This is a genomic window from Mesorhizobium sp. LSJC285A00 (assembly GCF_000503155.1).
GTDB lineage: Bacteria > Pseudomonadota > Alphaproteobacteria > Rhizobiales > Rhizobiaceae > Mesorhizobium.
Genome location: NZ_AYVK01000005.1, coordinates 138339 through 154874, shown reverse-complemented (window position 1 = coordinate 154874; position 16536 = coordinate 138339). Strand labels below are relative to the sequence as shown.

The following is a 16536-nucleotide window of genomic DNA, read 5'->3' as shown; positions in this document are numbered from 1 at the left end:
GCTGCCTCAATACGCGTCGGCGTTGTCGATATTGAAATTGTAGAGCGTGCGCGCCGAGCCGTAGCGCTTGAATTCCGACGGCTTGACGCCGGTGACGCCGGCGCGGTCGAGCAGTCCCTGCAGCAGTTCGATATGCTCGGGCCGCATCTCCTTGGCGATGCAGTCGGCGCCCAGGCTTTCGACCTTGCCGCGCACGAACAGCCGCGCTTCGTAGATGGAATCGCCAAGTGCGTCGCCGGCATCGCCCAGCACCACCAGATTGCCGGACTGCGCCATGAAGGCCGACATGTGGCCGATATTGCCGTGCACGACGATGTCGATGCCCTTCATCGAGATGCCGCAGCGCGACGAGGCGTTGCCCTCGATGACGAGCAGCCCGCCCTTGCCGGTGGCGCCGGCATACTGGCTGGCGTCGCCCTTGATGACGATCGAGCCCGACATCATGTTTTCGCCGACGCCAGGTCCGGCCGAGCCGTGCACGGTGATGGCAGCGCCGTCATTCATCCCGGCGCAGTAGTAGCCGACGCTGCCGCGCACATCGATGCTGACAGGCTGGTCGACGCCGACCGCAACCGAATGGCTGCCCTTCGGGTGCAGCACTTCCCACGCCGTTTCGTTGGAGCCGGGCGTCAGATTGTGAAGCGCCTGGTTGAGCTCGCGCAGCGACGACACATCAAGATCGAAGACCCGGGACGCCTGGTCTTGCGCCGCCTTCGAAAGTTTGGTTGCCGGCATGGGCTCAATGCTCCCAGAAATAGACGGTTGCGGGTTCCGGCTCCCAGACCCTCGCATTGTCTATGCCGGGCAGCTTGGTCAGCGCCCGATATTCCGAGCCAAAGGCGACATACTGGTCGGTCTCGGCCATGACGGCGGGCTTGCAGGCGATCGGATCGCGCACCACGCCGAAACCGTTCTTGGTGCCGACGACGAAGGTGAAGAAGCCGTCGAGGTCGGACAGCGTGCCTTCCAGCGCCTCGCCGAGGTTCTTGCCATGCGCCATCTGCGAGGAGAGATAGGCGGCGGCGACCTCGGTGTCGTTCTCGGTCTCGAATTTCATGCCCTCCCGCACCAGCTCACGCCGCACATTGTTGTGGTTGGACAGCGAGCCATTGTGCACCAGGCACTGGTCGGCGCCGGTCGAGAACGGATGCGCGCCCATAGTGGTGACGGCCGATTCCGTCGCCATGCGGGTATGGCCGATGCCATGCGTGCCGGTCATCGAGCGGACGTCGAAGCGGTCGACGACCGCTTCCGGCAGACCGACTTCCTTGTAGATTTCCACCGCTTCGCCGGCGCCCATGATGCGCACGTCGGGGCGGATTGACTGCAGCGCTTCGCGCGCGGCATCGACCTTGTCGGGCGCGGTTCTCAACACTGCATGGGTGGACTTCACCGCTATGCTCACCGGCGCGCCGATGGCCTTCGCGAGTTCGGCGTCGAGGCCGCGGAAATCGCGCTCGGGCTTCGCGGACTGGATGGTGATCTTGGCTTCATTCCTGGAAGGCGCGCCATAGATGGCAATGCCGGCGCTGTCGGGGCCGCGATCGCTGAGCGATATCAGCATCTGCGACAGCATCGAGCCGAGCTGCGGCTCAAGCGACTTGTCTTTCAGAAAAAGTCCGACGATTCCACACATGTCAGCCTCCCGACGTTACCACTAGACGATGATGTATCGAATGCGTCGTGCGAATTCAATCGTATGAAAAAAATATTCCTGTAGTTACGTATCCGGCTCGATGCGGCCTTGTGAACTATCGCCGCCGTCGCGGGCGCTGTGAATCCATGTGGCGGTGCGGATGCGGGCTATTCTGTAGGCATCGAGGATCGACAGCGCATAGATCAGGAAGCCGCCGGCGTGGCGGCCGACGAAGCTGGCATCGGCCGGCGCGATCTTGGCCGTCACCCAGGCGAGGATCACCATGAAGAACAGGAACTGCAGGCCGCGCACGGGCACGCCCAGAATGACGTGGCCGCTGGCCGGTAAGACGATGGCAGCGCCGAGCACCAGATACGGGTTTGTCGGTGCGGGTGCGCTCATGCGACCTGCCTTTCCTGTCGGTTGATGGCATCGCGCAGCACTGAGGCCGAGGTCAGCAGTCTCTCGACCAGCGTTGGATCCAGCCTTGCGCCGCCGAATGCGGCCTGCCGGAACACGCCGTAGCGCGCCCGCTCGGCCTCGGCCAGCAGCCAGACGATGCGCACGCCGTTCGGGGTGATCAAGAGTTCCTTGGCGCGGCCTTCGGCAAAGATGTCGAGATGGCTGGCGATCAGGTTCTGCGGAAAGCGCGCCGCCCTGAGGTCGGTTCGCAGCACGGCTTCAGCCGGAAATCCCGGAGCCTTCGGCAGCGTATGCTGAAGATGATCGAAATTGGAGAAGGTCGTCGGCGAGCCCGGCCGCATCATCATGTCGAAGGTCGCCGGCACCGCAACCGGCTCTGTGATCGTGACACTCAACCATCGCGCCGGCAGCTTTCGCGTTGCCAGCGTGTCGACGATGGTGCGCAGCTGCACGCGCTGTCCGTTCCATGTGCCGGCCCAGGTGACAACGCCGGCTGTGCCATCGGAGACATCAACGGCATCTGTGATGACGGTCCGGATGCTGGCTGCCTCGGCTGCAAGATCAGCCTTGGCCTTTTTGCGGCTGGCGCGCGTATGCCAGGCGAGGTGCAGGACGAGAGCCACGGCGACCGCCCCGGCCAGCAATGCTGTCGTCACGTCAGACACCTCGTCACGCCATGCCCGCCCAGACCGGCAGGCCCTCTCCTGTCAATAGCCCTGCGGCTTCGGCCAGGGCATGGTGAACTGGTCGCCGCGGCGCACATAGCGGTAACGGTAGAAGTGGAACCACAGCGAGATCAGGAAGTAGAAGGCGACCATGGCGATCAGCTGCGTGCCGTAGCCGAGGAAGATCGCAAAGAAGGTCACCACGCAGAGGCAAAACAGCACGATCGCCGGGATCGGGTGGAACGGGTGCGTATAGCCGCGGCGGATCGTGCCCAGCGGCCACTTTTTGCGGAACATCATGATGTTTATGCTCATGAAGGTGTATTGCAGCACGCCCGACAGGATTGAGAAGGTGATCGCCTGGTTGAGGTCGGCGATGAAGGCGAAGGCGAGCGCGATCGGCAACAGGAACAGGATCGAGCGATAGGGCGTGCGGTATTTCGGGTGCACGGCCGAGAACCATGTCGGCAGATAGCGGTCGCGTCCAAGCGAGAACCACGCGCGGGCCGCATCGTTGATACAGCCATTGGCCGACGCCAGTGCCGCGAGCAGCGTGGCGACGAACAACAGGTTTTCCAGCAGCGGGCTGCCGGTCAGCTTGCCGGCGTCCCACAAGGGATAATAGGTGATACCGAGGTACTCCCAGGGCATCAGCGAGGCGCAGACATACCAGGTCATGGCGGCGGCGATCAAAAGCGTGATCATGCCGGCCATGGTGCCGTAAGGCAGCGAACGCGCCGGCGAGCGCACTTCCTCGGCGGCCTGCGTGGTGCCTTCGATGCCGAGATAGTACCAGATGCCGAACTGGAAGGCCGCGATGACGCCGATCCAGCCATAGGGCAGCGCATTGCCGGGGGTGACCAGTTCGTTGAGCTTCAGCACAGCACCCTGCGTCCAGGGGCTGACCGAGAAGAACAGGATAACGATCGAGACATAGGCTATCGCCGTGATGACGAAGTTGACGTTGAGCGTCATCAGCACGCCGCGATAGTTCAGCCATGCCAGCACGACGATGGTGGCGGCAATGAAGGAGTTGTGGGTGAGCCCTTCGACGCCGGCCTTGGCGACGATGGTGTCGCCGAGCAGGATGGCGTCCGAAACCTCCAGCATGGTGTAGGCAAAGACCAGGAACAGCGCGACGTTGAAGGCCATCAGCGGCCCGACAATGTGCTTGGCCTGCGCGTATTGGCCGCCGGCGGCGGCAACCGTCGATGTCACCTCGGAGTCGATCATGGCGACCGAAGTGTACAAGAGCCCGACCACCCAGCAGACGATCAGCGCCGCCAGTGCGCCGCCCTTGTCGGCCGAGAAATTCCAGCCGGTGAATTCGCCGACCAGCACGATGCCGACGCCAAGCGCCCAGACATGGGCCGGGCCGAGCACGCGTAGCAGTGAAACCCTGTCGCCGTGTATTGCCGGTTCAAGCGTGATCGTCATTGTTCAATCCCCACTCAGATCCGGTGTTTTTCGGAAGCGGCTTCAAGCTCGCCTTCGCGCGAGGAAGTCAGCACCTCCTCGGAATAGGTCGTGTCGATCTTGAACCAGTCGTAGAGCATCCACAGCGCAAGCACGACCGAGATGCCCCACGATGCGTAAGAGAGTGCGACCCACATGAGCGTGCTTCCCCAAAATCTCTGGCGTTACTTGTCGTCGAACTTTTCGTTGATGACGTCGCGATATTCGCGGTCGGAGGCGCGGAACAGGAAGACGAAATAGCCGATCAGCACCGCCGCCATGATGATCAGCGTCGGCCAGTCGATGATGTAGTGGAAGCGGTTCTGGATGATGTCGTGCGCGGTCTCCGGCGTATAGCCGAGCTTTTCCCAGATCGAGGCCATGGTCGGGTTCTGTCCCAACGCTTCCCAGGTTTTGGCATCGAGCGCGTCGATGGATTTCGCCGCACCCGCCAGGCCGAGTTTCAATGGCAGCCACAGCGCCACGAAAATGGCGACCACGACGACCACGATATCGAAAATCTGCCCGGCCTTGCCTTGTTCCGGCGGCGTGTAGCGCGACATGACTTCTACCCCTCAGGACGTTCTGTTTTCAGGACTTGCGGTTGCGGGCCGCGTCGGCGTTCTTGATGTCGAGACCGTAGATGAAGTCCTTGTCTTCCTTGTAGTGATTGACCATCGCCAGGATGGCGGCCGTATTGAAGATCAGCACGGCGGCGGCAGCGATAGCGACGACGATCTTGATCCCGGTGTCCGGGATGTAGGGCCATGTCATGACAAGCACGAAGAGGATCGTCGCCCAAAGGCAGATGATCAGGAGCGCGGATCCGCGCAGGTCGGAACGGTACAGCGCTTCGATGCGCTGCTGCAGGTCTGACATCGGTTTCCCCTTTTCCAGCGCCCGACCCCGAATTGGCCGCCCGCTGCCCTCTTTCAACAGAGTGAAATTTTTTTCATAAATTCGGGCCGAATCCAGCAATTGTCAAGCCGATTTTACGTTGGGTTAACCGTTTGTCCCCAGCCGCGAATTTTGCCTGACAATGAAATTATTTGCTTCCGGGTATTGCGGCATCAGGACGTTTGCGATCAATATTCGACCAAATGCTCCCGCCTCGCGCAGGGAGCCGGGAACACAATAGAATTTTCGAACGGAGGATTTGCGGATGACGGCATCCTGGAGATTTTCGACCCTGGCGGATCGCCATCGCGCGTTAGGCTCGAAGCTCGAAGACTGGAGCGGCATGGGCACCGCCTGGACCTACGACAAGGACGCCGACGAGGAATACACCGCCATCCGCACCAGGGCCGGGCTGATGGATGTGTCGGGCCTGAAGAAGGTTCACATCACCGGGCCGCACGCCTCACACCTCATCGACCTGGCAACGACGCGCGACGTGGAGAAGATCTATCCCGGCAAGTCGGCCTATGCCTGCATGCTGAACGAGGCCGGAAAATTCACCGACGACTGCATCCTCTACCGCACCGGGCCGAACGCCTGGATGGTGGTGCACGGCTCCGGCACCGGCCATGAGGAATTGCAGCGCGCTTCCGTCGGCCGCGACGTATCGCTGCGCTTCGACGACAATCTGCACGACCTGTCGCTGCAGGGACCGACCGCGGTCGACTATCTCTCAAAGCATGTGCCGGGCATTCGCGACCTCAACTATTTCCATCATATGCAGACGCAGCTGTTCGGCTTTCCCGTCATGATCTCGCGCACCGGCTATACCGGCGAGCGCGGCTACGAGATATTCTGCCGCGGCCAGGACGCCGGCACGATCTGGGACAGGATCCTCGACGAGGGCAAGAGCGCCGGCATCATTCCGTGCCGCTTCACCACGCTCGATATGCTGCGCGTCGAAAGTTATTTGCTGTTTTATCCCTATGACAACTCGCAGAAATATCCGTTCGAGAACGAAGGCCCCGGCGACACGCTGTGGGAGCTCGGCCTCGACTTCACCGTCAGCCCCGGCAAGACCGGCTTTCGCGGCGCCGAAGAGCATTACCGCCTCAAGGGCAAGGAGCGCTTCAAGATCTACGGCGTGCTGCTCGACGGCAAGCAACCCGCGGATGAGGGCGCGCCGGTCTATCGCGACGGCAAAAAGGTGGGCGTGGTCACCTGCGCCATGTATTCGCCGCTGGTCGAGAAATCGATGGGCATCGCCCGCCTCGACGTCGACTGCGCGGTCAAGGACACCAAGCTCGAGATCCGCAACAAGAGCGGTTCGATCAGGGCGACGGCGCAGCCTCTGCCCTTCGACGATCCCAAAAAGACCAAGCGCACGGCGAAAGGCTGAGGCACAATCGACAGCGAGGGGTTTCGAGGTACGAAGTAGAGAATGGCAGCCAAAACGATCATCAGCCGGCCCATTTACGGAACCCTGTCCCCGCAGCCCGGCAAGCATCATCTTTTCGTGGCGGATGCGGAAGGCGCGCTGGCGATCGTCGATATGGCAAGGACGGCGCCCCCCGGCTTCTTCGACGGCGCCGAAATCGTCTTCATTCCCGGGGCCGACGGCAAGCACGTTGCCGCTCTTGAGGCACTGAAGTCCGCGCAATTTCATGTCGCGCCAACCTTCGCCAGCCTGCTGCCCCGGCTGAAGCAGACGCTTGCCAACGCGCATATGGGCCTGCGCCTCTATCTCGCCGGCACCGAAGGGCTGATCGGCCAGGCCATGCAGGTGGCGCTCGAAGCCGGCATCGATCATACCTCCATGCAGACCGAGCATCGCGGCTCATTGGCGCGGCGCATGCAGTGCGTGCATTGCAAAGGCATCACCGAAAATGTGACGACGCAGCCGGCCACCTGCGCGCATTGCGGCCTGCTGCTTCTGGTGCGCGATCATTATTCGCGACGGCTGGCAGCATTCCAGGGCGTCTGCATAAATGCCGAGGATCGCTCGGAGATTCCTCCCATCGAGGAGGTCTTCCCATGAGCGCCGGCACCACCAAGCTCGATGTCGTCGTCAGCGACGTCGTCCCGGTCAACGAACTGGTGACGCGCTTCCATTTCCGCCGCCGTGACGGTGAGCTTTTGCCGACCTTTTCCGGCGGCGCCCATGTCGTGGTCGAGATGCGCGATGGCGACCGCACAAGGCTGAATCCCTATTCGCTGATGGGATCGCCGCTCGACACCCGCGAATACACCATCTCGGTGCGCCGCGACGATGTCGGCCGCGGCGGCTCGTTGTTCATGCACCGGAGCGTCAAGCCCGGCCTGGAGATGGTGGTCAGCTACCCCGTCAATCTGTTCTCGCTCGACCTCAGGGCAAAGAAACATCTGATGCTTGCCGGCGGCATCGGTATCACGCCGTTCATGGCGCAGACCGCGCAGCTCGCCGGGTCCGGCGGCAATTTCGAGCTGCACTACACCTGCCGCACCGCCTCGCTCGGCACCTATGCCGATGTGCTGCAGGAGCGCTATGGCCGTCGCGTCCAGCTCTATCACGACGACCGCGACGAGCGCATCGAACTCGACCGTCTCTTGTCCTCGCAGCCGCTCGGCACCCATCTCTATGTCTGCGGCCCGGCCGGCATGATCAACTGGGTGCGCGAGCGCGCCACGGCTCTCGGCTGGCCGGCGGAGACCGTGCATTACGAGCATTTCGCGGCACCCCAGCCCGGCCTGCCGTTCGACGTCACACTTGCCGTCAGCGCCAAGTCCATCCGCGTCGGCGAGCAGCAGAGCCTGCTCGAAGCCATCGAGGCCGCCGGCGTCGATCCGCCCTATCTCTGCCGCGGCGGTGTCTGCGGCCAGTGCGAGACCAACGTCATCTCGTATGACGGCAAGTTCATCCACAACGACCACTGGCTGAGCGAGGAAGACCACCGTTCCGGCTGCAAGATCATGCCGTGCGTGTCGCGCTTCGAAGGCAAGTCGCTGGTCCTGGAAAGATAGGAGGCGAGCTTGGGCATCACCTTTCGCAAGGAAACGTTTCGGGACGATTTCACCTTCAGGAACAGCCCGGAACACATCAGGCGGTTTCCGTTCCCGTTCCACGAAGACGCCTACATGTATGCGGTCAACATCGAGCCGCATGTGGTTGGCCCCAAGGGCAGCGTTCTGGAAAACCTGATCGACGTCGACGAGCACTATGTCGCCGAGATGCAGGACCGTGCACTGGTGCTGGCCGAGGATCCGCTGCGCTGCCAGTCGCTGCCGCATATGACGCTGGCCGGCTGGGACCTGCTCGAACTTTTGATGGAGCAACAGGCACTTGGCTATCCCGAGCATTTCACCCTGACCCGCGACGGCGATCGCTGGCGCTGGATCAACCGGCCGCTCGGCATCGACGACACCTTCACCTTCGGCGACACCTCGACACTGCCTTACGGGCCGATGGAGTACATCACCCGCCAGAGCCAGGGTGATTTCTGCATTCTCGATCAGCGCGACGGCAATCTTTGGATGGACGCCGGCATGGTCACCACTCAGGCCGACTGGTCGCTCGATTTCGACATCGGCATGAATTTCTTCGAATGGCACGCGCCGGTGCCGCTGGCGCATGAGAAGGGGATTTTCGTCAGGGCGCTGAAGTTCCTCACCAACATCCAGCAGGGCAAGCCGGCGCGGCGTCTCAACTGGACGATGACCATCAACCCGCGCCTCGACACCAGCCCGGAGAATTACCACAAATGGGGCCCGGACCGCGCGACGGTGACGCCCGAAAATGTCGGCGACAAGGTGCATCTGCGCGTCGAACTGCAAAGCTTCTGGCGCCTGCCGCGCTCGAACGGCATCGTCTTCCCGATCCGCTGCTATCTCATCAAGATGGACGAACTGGTGACACAGCCGAAATGGGCAAGACGACTGCACCGGGTGATCCGGGATTTGCCGGAAGAGCTGGCCACCTACAAGGGCCTGACGCGGTATCGGCCGACATTGGTGGAATGGCTGTCGAAGCTGGATGATGGCAGTGCGACGTCACCGGGGTTCGGGCCGGACTAAAGGCCCCCTCATCCGGCCGCTGCGCGGCCACCTTCTCCCCGAGCGGAGAAGAGATCGCCAGCGCTGACGCCAGACTCCTCTCCCCTCGGGGAGAGGTCGGATTGCCCCGAATTGCTCTTGCAATTCGGCCTTGGCAATCCGGGTAAGGGGCTGCGGCGGTCCGATTACCCAGCGCTATTCTGCGGATAGCAAATGATCGACAAATACCGCATCGGCAGTTTTGTCAGTTGCTCCGGCCCGTGCGGCGCGTCGGCGTCGAAGAACAGGCTGTCGCCCGGCTTCATCGGATAGAGGTTGCTGCCGTGCCGGTACACCACCTCGCCCTCCAGCATATAGAGGAATTCCATGCCCTCATGCTGGAAGGTCGGGAACACATCCGAATCCTCGGTCAGCGTAATCAGATAGGGCTCGACGACGACGCCGCTGGTGTTGGAGCCGATATGGCCGAGCAGATTGTATTGATGGCCGGCGCGGGTGCCGCGGCGTTCGACATCTAGCCCTTCGCCGGCCTTGACGAAGACGGCGCTGCGCTCTTCCTCGAATCGGCGGAAGAAGGCGGTGACGGGAACGCCGAGCGCCCTCGACAGCGCCTGCAGTGTGGTCAGCGACGGCGAGGTGATGCCGTTCTCGATCTTCGACAGCATGCCCAGCGAAATATCGGTGGCGACGGCGAGATCGGCAACGGTGATGCCGAGCTTCTTGCGGAAGGCGCGCACCTCGCGCCCGATCGCCACCTCCAGCACTTTTTCGCGCGTGTCGCGAATGGCGTGCGGATTCTGCGTCAGCGGCGCGCGGATGGTTTTTCCGTCCACGGAGGCCTTTGCCGGTGGCTTTGCCCTTGTCGAAGCAGTCTTGGAGTCGGAACCTGTCTTCGCCATCTCGCCCCCGAATCCCCATGATTATTTCACTCCAGGTGAACATATTCGGTGCCGATACAGAAACGCAACCGCGCAGCAAGCCCGTTAAGTCGAATGGTGTCCGAACAGGATTTACGCCGTCATCCGTTTTTCCGGAAATCCGCTGGGGCGAAACGCGGTTTCTCCACAAGGCCTGTTGACAGCATCCAAGAGGCAATTACTGTCCTGTGAGTGAAATTTGTTTCGTAAGAGCAATTCCAAAAATCGAATGACACCGGGAGGCCTGCCATGAAAACGCGCGTTGCCGTCATTGGAGCGGGGCCATCCGGTCTGGCCCAGCTCAGGGCCTTCAAGTCGGCTGCCGACAAGGGCGCCGAGATCCCCGAAATCGTCTGCTTCGAAAAGCAGTCGGACTGGGGCGGGCTGTGGAACTACACCTGGCGCACCGGCCTCGACGAGCACGGCGATCCCGTCCACGGCTCGATGTACCGCTACCTCTGGTCGAACGGGCCAAAGGAATGCCTTGAATTCGCCGACTACACATTCGAGGAGCATTTCGGCCGTCCGATCGGCTCCTACCCGCCGCGCGCCGTTTTGTGGGACTACATCAAGGGCCGCGTCGAGAAATCAGGCCTGCGCAAATGGGTGCGCTTCAACAGTCCGGTGCGCATGGTGACCTTCTCGGACGAGACGAGAAAATTCACCGTCACCGCGCATGACCGCACGAACGACGTCACCTACTCCGAGGAGTTCGACAATGTCGTCGTTGCCTCAGGGCATTTCTCGGTTCCCAACGTTCCCTATTTCGAAGGCTTTTCGACGTTCAACGGCCGTATCCTGCACAGCCATGATTTCCGCGATGCCATGGAGTTCAAGGGCAAGGACATACTGATCATCGGCCGCTCCTATTCTGCCGAGGACATCGGCTCGCAGTGCTACAAATACGGCGCCAGATCGATCACTTCCAGCTACCGCTCTAAACCGATGGGGTTCAAATGGCCGGAGAACTGGAAGGAAGTACCGCTGCTGCAGAAGGTCGTCGGCAAGACGGCGCACTTCAAGGATGGCACCACCAAGGACGTCGACGCCATCATCCTGTGCACCGGCTACCTGCATTCCTTCCCGTTCCTCACGGAAGAGCTGAAGCTGAAGACCGCCAACCGCATGTGGCCGGACGGGCTCTATGAGGGCGTCGTGTGGGAGAAGAACCCGAAACTGTCCTATATCGGCATGCAGGACCAGTTCTACACTTTCAACATGTTCGACGCCCAGGCCTGGTTCGCCCGTGACGTCATCATGGGCCGCATCAAGCTGCCGTCGGTACAGGCGATGGCCGAGCACGGCGCCAAGTGGCGGGCACGCGAAGAGACGCTGGAAGACGCCGAGCAGATGATCTGGTTCCAGGGCGACTACACCAAGGAATTGATGGACCAGACCGACTATCCCGGCTTCGACGTCGAGGCGGTCAACCAGACCTTCATGGAATGGGAGCACCACAAGGCGGAAGACATTATGAGCTTTCGCGACCACGCCTATCGCTCGCTGATGACCGGCACCATGGCGCCATTGCACCATACGCCCTGGCTGCAGGCGCTGGACGACTCGATGGAAAGCTATCTCCAGGTGAAGGGCGTGGCGGCGGAATAGGCCGTATCAACCGCAAGGCTGGCTGGGACTGCACCGTGAGACTGCGCGCCACTTAGAATGGATTGCGTCGCTCAGTTCAAGCTATGGTTTTTGGCGCCTTCGGATCTTGATCGACGTCGGGCGCACCAACTTCGCCTGCCCTCTCAAGCAGAGCATTATATTTGGACATCAGTAAGCCCGGATGCTTTTGGTCTTTGAGACGCTTCAGCGCCACGTGAGGATTAATTACTACAGCATGAGAGAATTCGCCTGCCATGCCCTCGGCGGTGCGAATAAATCCGAGTTCGCTTAGAAGCCGAATGCGTTCCTGCCAGGTGCGGCGCGCACGCTGGCCGGTAAATCCGGAGCCATAGGCAAGCTTGGTCTGTTCCGAAAGACTGACATACATTTCAGGATACGTTCGGCACCACAGATCGAGATACGTCGACGAAGCCGGGGTGCCTTTTGTCAGATCGTCGATAATCGACATGATCAGGGGCATGGTTCGAGGGATAGTTACGAAACCGTCGTACTTCTTATGAAACCAAAGCTCATCTTCGATCAGGTCGCTCCAAAGGCGAGCGCGAAGCGCGAGTGCCTTGTCTATGTATTTTTTTGGTCGTTTAGACATGATAGTCTCCGTTAGAAGGTGGGCCGGGTATGGACCCCGGCCCGAGAGCTGTTGCTTGGACTCTAGAGTGGTGGAAATCCCTAGAGGGTGCGCCTGTGCAACAGATCAAATGAAATATAGGAGGAATATATAACAAAATCAAATACTTAGATATGCAGACCTGAATGCGAGAAATCTGAAGTTCGAAACACTCAAGTTTCGAGTTGTAAGCTATTTTTCCATATCTAGCTAGATATGGCATAAGCGATTTTTTTTTCCCTTTAAAAACAATGACATTTTGCCAATGATCCCGTGCTCTACGTGCTCGTTGTGCCCTACTTGCTCATCGTGCTCGCTGTGCTCGATGTGTGCCGCAACTGGAAGCTCCAGCACAGTGTCGAGCCAGACCTAAGTCTCCAGCGGATAGTCGGCAGGTGCATCGGTCTCGGTGACCTTGACGGAGAGAACGTCGCAGTCGTTGGCCCAGTCGGGGCCATCGCCGCGCATGGCCATCATGTCGGCCATCAGCAGGAACTGCATGGTTCTGAGCGCCCAGTCGGTGGGCTCTTGCGGCCAGGCGAAGATGCCGGCGGCGCCGCCGCCGAACTTCACGTCATGGCAGACGAAACCGACCTCGACCTTCCAGGATCGCAGCGTCACGCCTGGCGGCGGGTAGGGCGGGTCGGGCAGCTCGAAGTAATTGGCGACCATGAGCTTCGTCGGCTCCGCCGGCTCGATCCCCTTGGCCTTGAAGGCGGCAATGGCGTCGTCGCCAAAGCGCTCGAGGAGGCCGTCTCGCGTCAGCCTGTAGGTCGAGCGAAAGAAGCCGCCCGCCCAGACGGATTCGTTGTTGCCGTTGGAGATCAGCAGCGAGGCGCGGAAGCGGCGCAGCCTTGGCGCGAGAACTTGCCAGTTGCATTCGGCCGGCATCGACGGCGTCGCAATGAAATCGTCGAGTAGATCGCTGCCGCGTACTCCGGCGTTCAGAACCGAACAGTCTTCGCCATAGAGGTGCCAGAGCTGGCGAAGCTCAGCAGTGGCGATGCCGGGCTTGCGCAACTCCTCCACCGAGGCGCGAACCCGCGCAATGGCGTAGGACGTCGCCGCCTCCAGCGTCTCAAACCCCGAAACTACGTGCTCCCCGTCCGGCTCGCCGGTCTTGGCCATGTCGAAGACGAGTACGGCAAAAGGCGGTTCGCCGGGATTGGACATTCAACAATTATCCTAGTCTTGCCCGCGCCTTCGCCGTCCAGGCATTGAACAGCCGGTCTGCGACGATGCCGATGAAAGCGATGGCGAGACCCGCGACAATGCCGCGTCCGGAATCGGCCTTGGACAGCGCGATGAAGACTTCCTGGCCGAGGTCGCGTGTGCCGACCATGGCGCAGATGATGATCATCGCCAGCGCCATCAGGATCGTCTGGTTGACGCCGAGCATGATTTCGGGAAGCGCCAAAGGAAGTTGCACGCGAAAGAAAGTCTGGCGCGGTGTGCAGCCCGACACCTTCGCCACCTCGATCAGCGCTGGCGGCACTTGCCGGATGCCGTGATTGGTGTAGCGGATCGCCGGCACCACGGCGAAGGCGACCGTTGCGATCATGGCGGTGACGTCGCCGACCCGGAACAGCATCACCACGGGAATGATGAAGCAGAAGGACGGCAGCACCTGCAGCGTGTCGATGATGGGCGTGACGATCTTTTCGAAGCGGTCGCTGCGGGCGGCCGCGAGACCGATCGGAATGCCGATCAGGCAGGCGATGAAGGCCGAGATGCCGCAGAGATAGACCGTGCCCATGGTCTTTTCCCAAAGGCCGGTGACGGCGCAGAATGCGGTCAGCGCCGCGACGAGGGCGGCGAGACGCAGGCCACCGAGCTGGTAGCCGGCGAGGCCGAGCAGGGCCACCGCGCCGAGCCACGGAAAGCCTTCGCAGAAGGCGCGCAGCGGGTTCAGTACATTGAGGATGAGCGCCACGCGAAACGCTTCGATCACGTCGAAGAAGTTGATCGTCACCCAGCTCACCGCCGCCTTCCACAATGGCGCAGTGGTGAAGGTGATCGCCTTCGGCACCGCCGCGAAGGCCGGTACGAACAGGCCGAGCAGCGTCGTCACGACCAGGATGGCGATGGCCAGCGACAGATTGGGATAGCGCCGCCAAACGCTCTGGTTCACCTGCCGTTGAACGTGGCCTTTTGCCTGCTTATGCGCGATCGCCTGGCTCAGCCGGTCGAGCGCGATTGCGAGCGCCACAATGGCGAGCCCGGCTTCCATCGCTTCGCCGACCTTCAGCGCACGCAGCGCCAGCAGCACATCGTAGCCGAGGCCGCCGGCGCCGATCATCGAGGCGATGATCACCATGTTCAGCGTCAGCATGATCACCTGGTTGACGCCGATCATCAGTGTCGGCCGCGCCGACGGCAGCAGCACGCGCCACAATTTCTGCCGCGCCGTGCAGCCGGCCATCTCTGAGAAATCGTCGATCTCGGAGGGCACCCGCGACAGACCCAGCATCGTTGCTCGCACCATGGGCGGCGTGGCGAAGATGGCGGTGGCGATCATCGCCGAGACCGGGCTGTTGCCGAACAGGAGCAGCATCGGGATGAGATAGGCGAAGGTCGGGATGGTCTGCATCAAATCGAGGGCAGGTGAGATGATCAGCCGCTCGGCCCATGGCTTGCGCCACGCCCAGATGCCGGCGAACAGGCCGGTGACGATGCAGAACGGCACCGCGATGGAAATCAGCGCCAGCGTCAGCATGGCGCTGGTCCATTGGCCGAACAGCGCGGTGTAGAGGAAGCAGCCGCCGACCAGCATGCCAAGCCTTCTACCGCCCGCGGCGTGCCCGGCGATGAAGGCGGCGGCGCAGACGCCGACCCAGGACAGGCGCGGCAGGACATAGGCATCGGCGCCGTGGCCGATCTTGAGATTCTTGGCCAGCAGGTCGAGCGCGAAATCGAGCGGGACGCCGAGCACCGCGGTGATCGAGCGGGTCAGCCAGGACAAGTTCGACTTGATCCAGCGCATCAGCGCGCTGACCCAGTCGGCGACCGGGATAACCGCCTCGGCCGGATAGTCGACGGCCCAGGGCAGTCTGTCCTGCAGCAGAAACACCACCAGCACGGCGGCCAGCGCGAGAGCCCAGACCAGCAGCCAGCGCTGAACCGGCGGCGTCGTTTGGCTGGCGCTTGCCGTGACCGTCATGCGCCAGCTCTTTGCTTGTCGATGCCGGCCAGCAGTCCGATCACGGCTTGCGGCGTCACCTCGCCGATCGACTTGCCGCTGCCGTTGACCACCGCGAACGGCTTGCCCGAAGCGACGATGCTGGCCGAGAAGCTGGCGATCCTGGCGTCGGGCGAAACCGTGCCGCCATGCTCGGAGCCATCCAGGGCACGCATCAGGCTGCGCGCCGAAATCACCTTGGCGCGGTCGACATCCCGGGTGAATTCGGCGACATAGTCGGTCGCCGGATTGACCACCAGTTGCTCCGGTGTGCCGATCTGGATGACCTCGCCGTCCTTCATGATGGCGATGCGGTCGGCCAGCCTGATCGCCTCGTCGAAATCATGGGTGATGAAAACGATGGTCTTGTGCAGCATGGTCTGCAGCCGCATCAGCTCGTCCTGCATCTCGCGGCGGATCAATGGGTCAAGCGCCGAGAACGGCTCGTCGAGGAACCAGATCTCCGGCTTGGTCGCGAGGCTGCGGGCAATGCCGACGCGCTGCTGCTGGCCGCCGGAGAGTTCGCGCGGATAGAAATGCTCGCGGCCGCGTAAGCCCACGAGATCGATCACCTCCCGCGCTCTCGCTTCGCGCGTCGGCCGGTCTTGGCCCTGGATACTCAGCGGGAAGGCAATGTTCTCCAGCACGTTCAGATGCGGCAGCAGCGCGAAATTCTGGAACACCATGCCCATGCGATGGCGCCGCAGTTCGATCAGCGCCGAATCGGAAATCTTGAGCAGATCGTTGCCTTCGAATTCGACCTTGCCGTGGGTCGGCTCGACCAGCCGCGACATGCAGCGCACCAGCGTCGACTTGCCGGAGCCGGACAGCCCCATAATGATGAAAATCTCGCCCTGGCGGATTTCGAGATCGACGGCGCGCACCGCGCCGACCAGTCCGGCCGCGGCGATGTCGGCCATGCTGGCCTTGCCGTCACGCTCGCGGATGAAGCTGGCCGCGTTCGATCCGAACAGTTTCCAGACATTACGGCAGGCAAGCTTTATCGGCCGCACATCCTCCGGCGTGCCAGTTGCCTGCGGTTCAGTCGCTTCCGTCATCCAATGGTCCTTCTGGAAAATGGAGATAAGACCCGGCCGCTA

The 16536-nt window shown here is 61.8% G+C and carries 18 protein-coding genes; 5 read left to right on the top strand and 13 right to left on the bottom strand.

Annotated elements, in window-relative coordinates; genetic code table 11:
• Positions 1-6: 6 nt before the first annotated feature.
• From X726_RS161305 to X726_RS161340, 8 genes are all read right to left on the bottom strand, one after another.
• Complete coding sequence (locus X726_RS161305) at positions 7-735, bottom strand: GXGXG domain-containing protein (RefSeq protein ID WP_023668551.1); 729 nt, start codon at positions 733-735, stop codon at positions 7-9.
• Between the two features lie 4 nt (positions 736-739).
• Positions 740-1636, bottom strand: coding sequence for a glutamine amidotransferase family protein (locus X726_RS161310; RefSeq protein ID WP_023668550.1), 897 nt, complete (start codon positions 1634-1636; stop codon positions 740-742).
• A gap of 84 nt (positions 1637-1720) precedes the next feature.
• Entirely contained in the window at positions 1721-2038 is a 318-nt protein-coding gene (locus X726_RS161315) for a hypothetical protein (protein ID WP_023668549.1), read from the bottom strand.
• Positions 2035-2724 carry a hypothetical protein gene (locus tag X726_RS161320; RefSeq protein ID WP_023704841.1) on the bottom strand — a complete coding sequence of 230 codons (690 nt, stop codon included), beginning with the start codon at positions 2722-2724 and terminating at the stop codon, positions 2035-2037. Before X726_RS161320 ends, X726_RS161315 begins: the two co-directional genes overlap by 4 nt.
• A 42-nt stretch (positions 2725-2766) precedes the next feature.
• The gene (locus tag X726_RS161325) at positions 2767-4161 is read right to left on the bottom strand and encodes an APC family permease (protein ID WP_023668547.1); all 1395 of its coding nucleotides are present in this window, start codon (positions 4159-4161) and stop codon (positions 2767-2769) included.
• Between the two features lie 14 nt (positions 4162-4175).
• Positions 4176-4337 carry a hypothetical protein gene (locus X726_RS1000000168570; RefSeq protein WP_023668546.1) on the bottom strand — a complete coding sequence of 54 codons (162 nt, stop codon included), beginning with the start codon at positions 4335-4337 and terminating at the stop codon, positions 4176-4178.
• A 27-nt stretch (positions 4338-4364) separates the two neighbouring features.
• The gene (locus X726_RS161335) at positions 4365-4742 is read right to left on the bottom strand and encodes a hypothetical protein (protein WP_023668545.1); all 378 of its coding nucleotides are present in this window, start codon (positions 4740-4742) and stop codon (positions 4365-4367) included.
• A 28-nt stretch (positions 4743-4770) separates the two neighbouring features.
• On the bottom strand, positions 4771-5157 hold the full coding sequence (locus tag X726_RS161340) for a hypothetical protein (RefSeq protein WP_245261080.1): 387 nt from the start codon (positions 5155-5157) through the stop codon (positions 4771-4773).
• 184 nt (positions 5158-5341) lie between these two features.
• On the opposite strand from X726_RS161340, the gene X726_RS161345 reads away from it, so the two are divergent.
• The 4 genes from X726_RS161345 to X726_RS161360 are packed head-to-tail and all read left to right on the top strand — an operon-like array spanning position 5342 to position 9126.
• The gene (locus tag X726_RS161345) at positions 5342-6475 is read left to right on the top strand and encodes an aminomethyltransferase family protein (RefSeq protein ID WP_023668543.1); all 1134 of its coding nucleotides are present in this window, start codon (positions 5342-5344) and stop codon (positions 6473-6475) included.
• A 42-nt stretch (positions 6476-6517) separates the two neighbouring features.
• Positions 6518-7114 carry a dimethylamine monooxygenase subunit DmmA family protein gene (locus X726_RS161350; RefSeq protein WP_023668542.1) on the top strand — a complete coding sequence of 199 codons (597 nt, stop codon included), beginning with the start codon at positions 6518-6520 and terminating at the stop codon, positions 7112-7114.
• A complete protein-coding gene (locus tag X726_RS161355) occupies positions 7111-8076 on the top strand; it encodes a PDR/VanB family oxidoreductase (protein ID WP_023668541.1) in 966 nt (321 codons plus the stop codon). The genes X726_RS161350 and X726_RS161355 overlap by 4 nt, the downstream gene beginning before the upstream one ends.
• Before the next feature lie 9 nt (positions 8077-8085).
• Complete coding sequence (locus tag X726_RS161360) at positions 8086-9126, top strand: DUF3445 domain-containing protein (protein WP_023668540.1); 1041 nt, start codon at positions 8086-8088, stop codon at positions 9124-9126.
• A 164-nt stretch (positions 9127-9290) separates the two neighbouring features.
• On the opposite strand, the gene X726_RS161365 is transcribed toward X726_RS161360, so the two are convergent.
• Positions 9291-10004, bottom strand: a complete 714-nt coding sequence (locus X726_RS161365) for an XRE family transcriptional regulator (protein WP_023668539.1) — start codon at positions 10002-10004, stop codon at positions 9291-9293.
• A 267-nt stretch (positions 10005-10271) separates the two neighbouring features.
• Here X726_RS161365 and X726_RS161370 point away from each other — a divergent pair, with 267 nt between their 5' ends.
• Positions 10272-11630, top strand: a complete 1359-nt coding sequence (locus X726_RS161370) for an NAD(P)/FAD-dependent oxidoreductase (protein ID WP_023668538.1) — start codon at positions 10272-10274, stop codon at positions 11628-11630.
• 76 nt (positions 11631-11706) lie between these two features.
• Here X726_RS161370 and X726_RS161375 read toward each other — a convergent pair whose 3' ends face one another.
• From X726_RS161375 to X726_RS161385, 4 genes are all read right to left on the bottom strand, one after another.
• Positions 11707-12240: a hypothetical protein gene (locus X726_RS161375; RefSeq protein ID WP_023668537.1), complete on the bottom strand. Its 534-nt coding sequence runs from the start codon at positions 12238-12240 to the stop codon at positions 11707-11709.
• Positions 12241-12627: 387 nt separating this feature from the next.
• The gene (locus tag X726_RS1000000167945; RefSeq protein WP_023668536.1) at positions 12628-13431 is read right to left on the bottom strand and encodes a hypothetical protein; all 804 of its coding nucleotides are present in this window, start codon (positions 13429-13431) and stop codon (positions 12628-12630) included.
• 7 nt (positions 13432-13438) lie between these two features.
• Positions 13439-15418 (bottom strand): ABC transporter permease subunit, encoded by a 1980-nt coding sequence (locus tag X726_RS161380; RefSeq protein WP_023668535.1) that lies wholly within the window; start codon positions 15416-15418, stop codon positions 13439-13441.
• Positions 15415-16494, bottom strand: a complete 1080-nt coding sequence (locus X726_RS161385; RefSeq protein WP_023668534.1) for a glycine betaine/L-proline ABC transporter ATP-binding protein — start codon at positions 16492-16494, stop codon at positions 15415-15417. Before X726_RS161385 ends, X726_RS161380 begins: the two co-directional genes overlap by 4 nt.
• Positions 16495-16536 lie beyond the last annotated feature (42 nt).

Bases quoted from the DNA above. Each gene is read 5' to 3' on its own strand.
- X726_RS161305 (WP_023668551.1), bottom strand. From the start codon at position 735: ATGCCGGCAACCAAACTTTCGAAGGCGGCGCAAGACCAGGCGTCCCGG.
- X726_RS161310 (WP_023668550.1), bottom strand. From the start codon at position 1,636: ATGTGTGGAATCGTCGGACTTTTTCTGAAAGACAAGTCGCTTGAGCCG.
- X726_RS161315 (WP_023668549.1), bottom strand. From the start codon at position 2,038: ATGAGCGCACCCGCACCGACAAACCCGTATCTGGTGCTCGGCGCTGCC.
- X726_RS161325 (WP_023668547.1), bottom strand. From the start codon at position 4,161: ATGACGATCACGCTTGAACCGGCAATACACGGCGACAGGGTTTCACTG.
- X726_RS1000000168570 (WP_023668546.1), bottom strand. From the start codon at position 4,337: ATGTGGGTCGCACTCTCTTACGCATCGTGGGGCATCTCGGTCGTGCTT.
- X726_RS161335 (WP_023668545.1), bottom strand. From the start codon at position 4,742: ATGTCGCGCTACACGCCGCCGGAACAAGGCAAGGCCGGGCAGATTTTC.
- X726_RS161345 (WP_023668543.1), top strand. From the start codon at position 5,342: ATGACGGCATCCTGGAGATTTTCGACCCTGGCGGATCGCCATCGCGCG.
- X726_RS161350 (WP_023668542.1), top strand. From the start codon at position 6,518: ATGGCAGCCAAAACGATCATCAGCCGGCCCATTTACGGAACCCTGTCC.
- X726_RS161355 (WP_023668541.1), top strand. From the start codon at position 7,111: ATGAGCGCCGGCACCACCAAGCTCGATGTCGTCGTCAGCGACGTCGTC.
- X726_RS161365 (WP_023668539.1), bottom strand. From the start codon at position 10,004: ATGGCGAAGACAGGTTCCGACTCCAAGACTGCTTCGACAAGGGCAAAG.
- X726_RS161370 (WP_023668538.1), top strand. From the start codon at position 10,272: ATGAAAACGCGCGTTGCCGTCATTGGAGCGGGGCCATCCGGTCTGGCC.
- X726_RS161375 (WP_023668537.1), bottom strand. From the start codon at position 12,240: ATGTCTAAACGACCAAAAAAATACATAGACAAGGCACTCGCGCTTCGC.
- X726_RS1000000167945 (WP_023668536.1), bottom strand. From the start codon at position 13,431: ATGTCCAATCCCGGCGAACCGCCTTTTGCCGTACTCGTCTTCGACATG.
- X726_RS161380 (WP_023668535.1), bottom strand. From the start codon at position 15,418: ATGACGGTCACGGCAAGCGCCAGCCAAACGACGCCGCCGGTTCAGCGC.
- X726_RS161385 (WP_023668534.1), bottom strand. From the start codon at position 16,494: ATGACGGAAGCGACTGAACCGCAGGCAACTGGCACGCCGGAGGATGTG.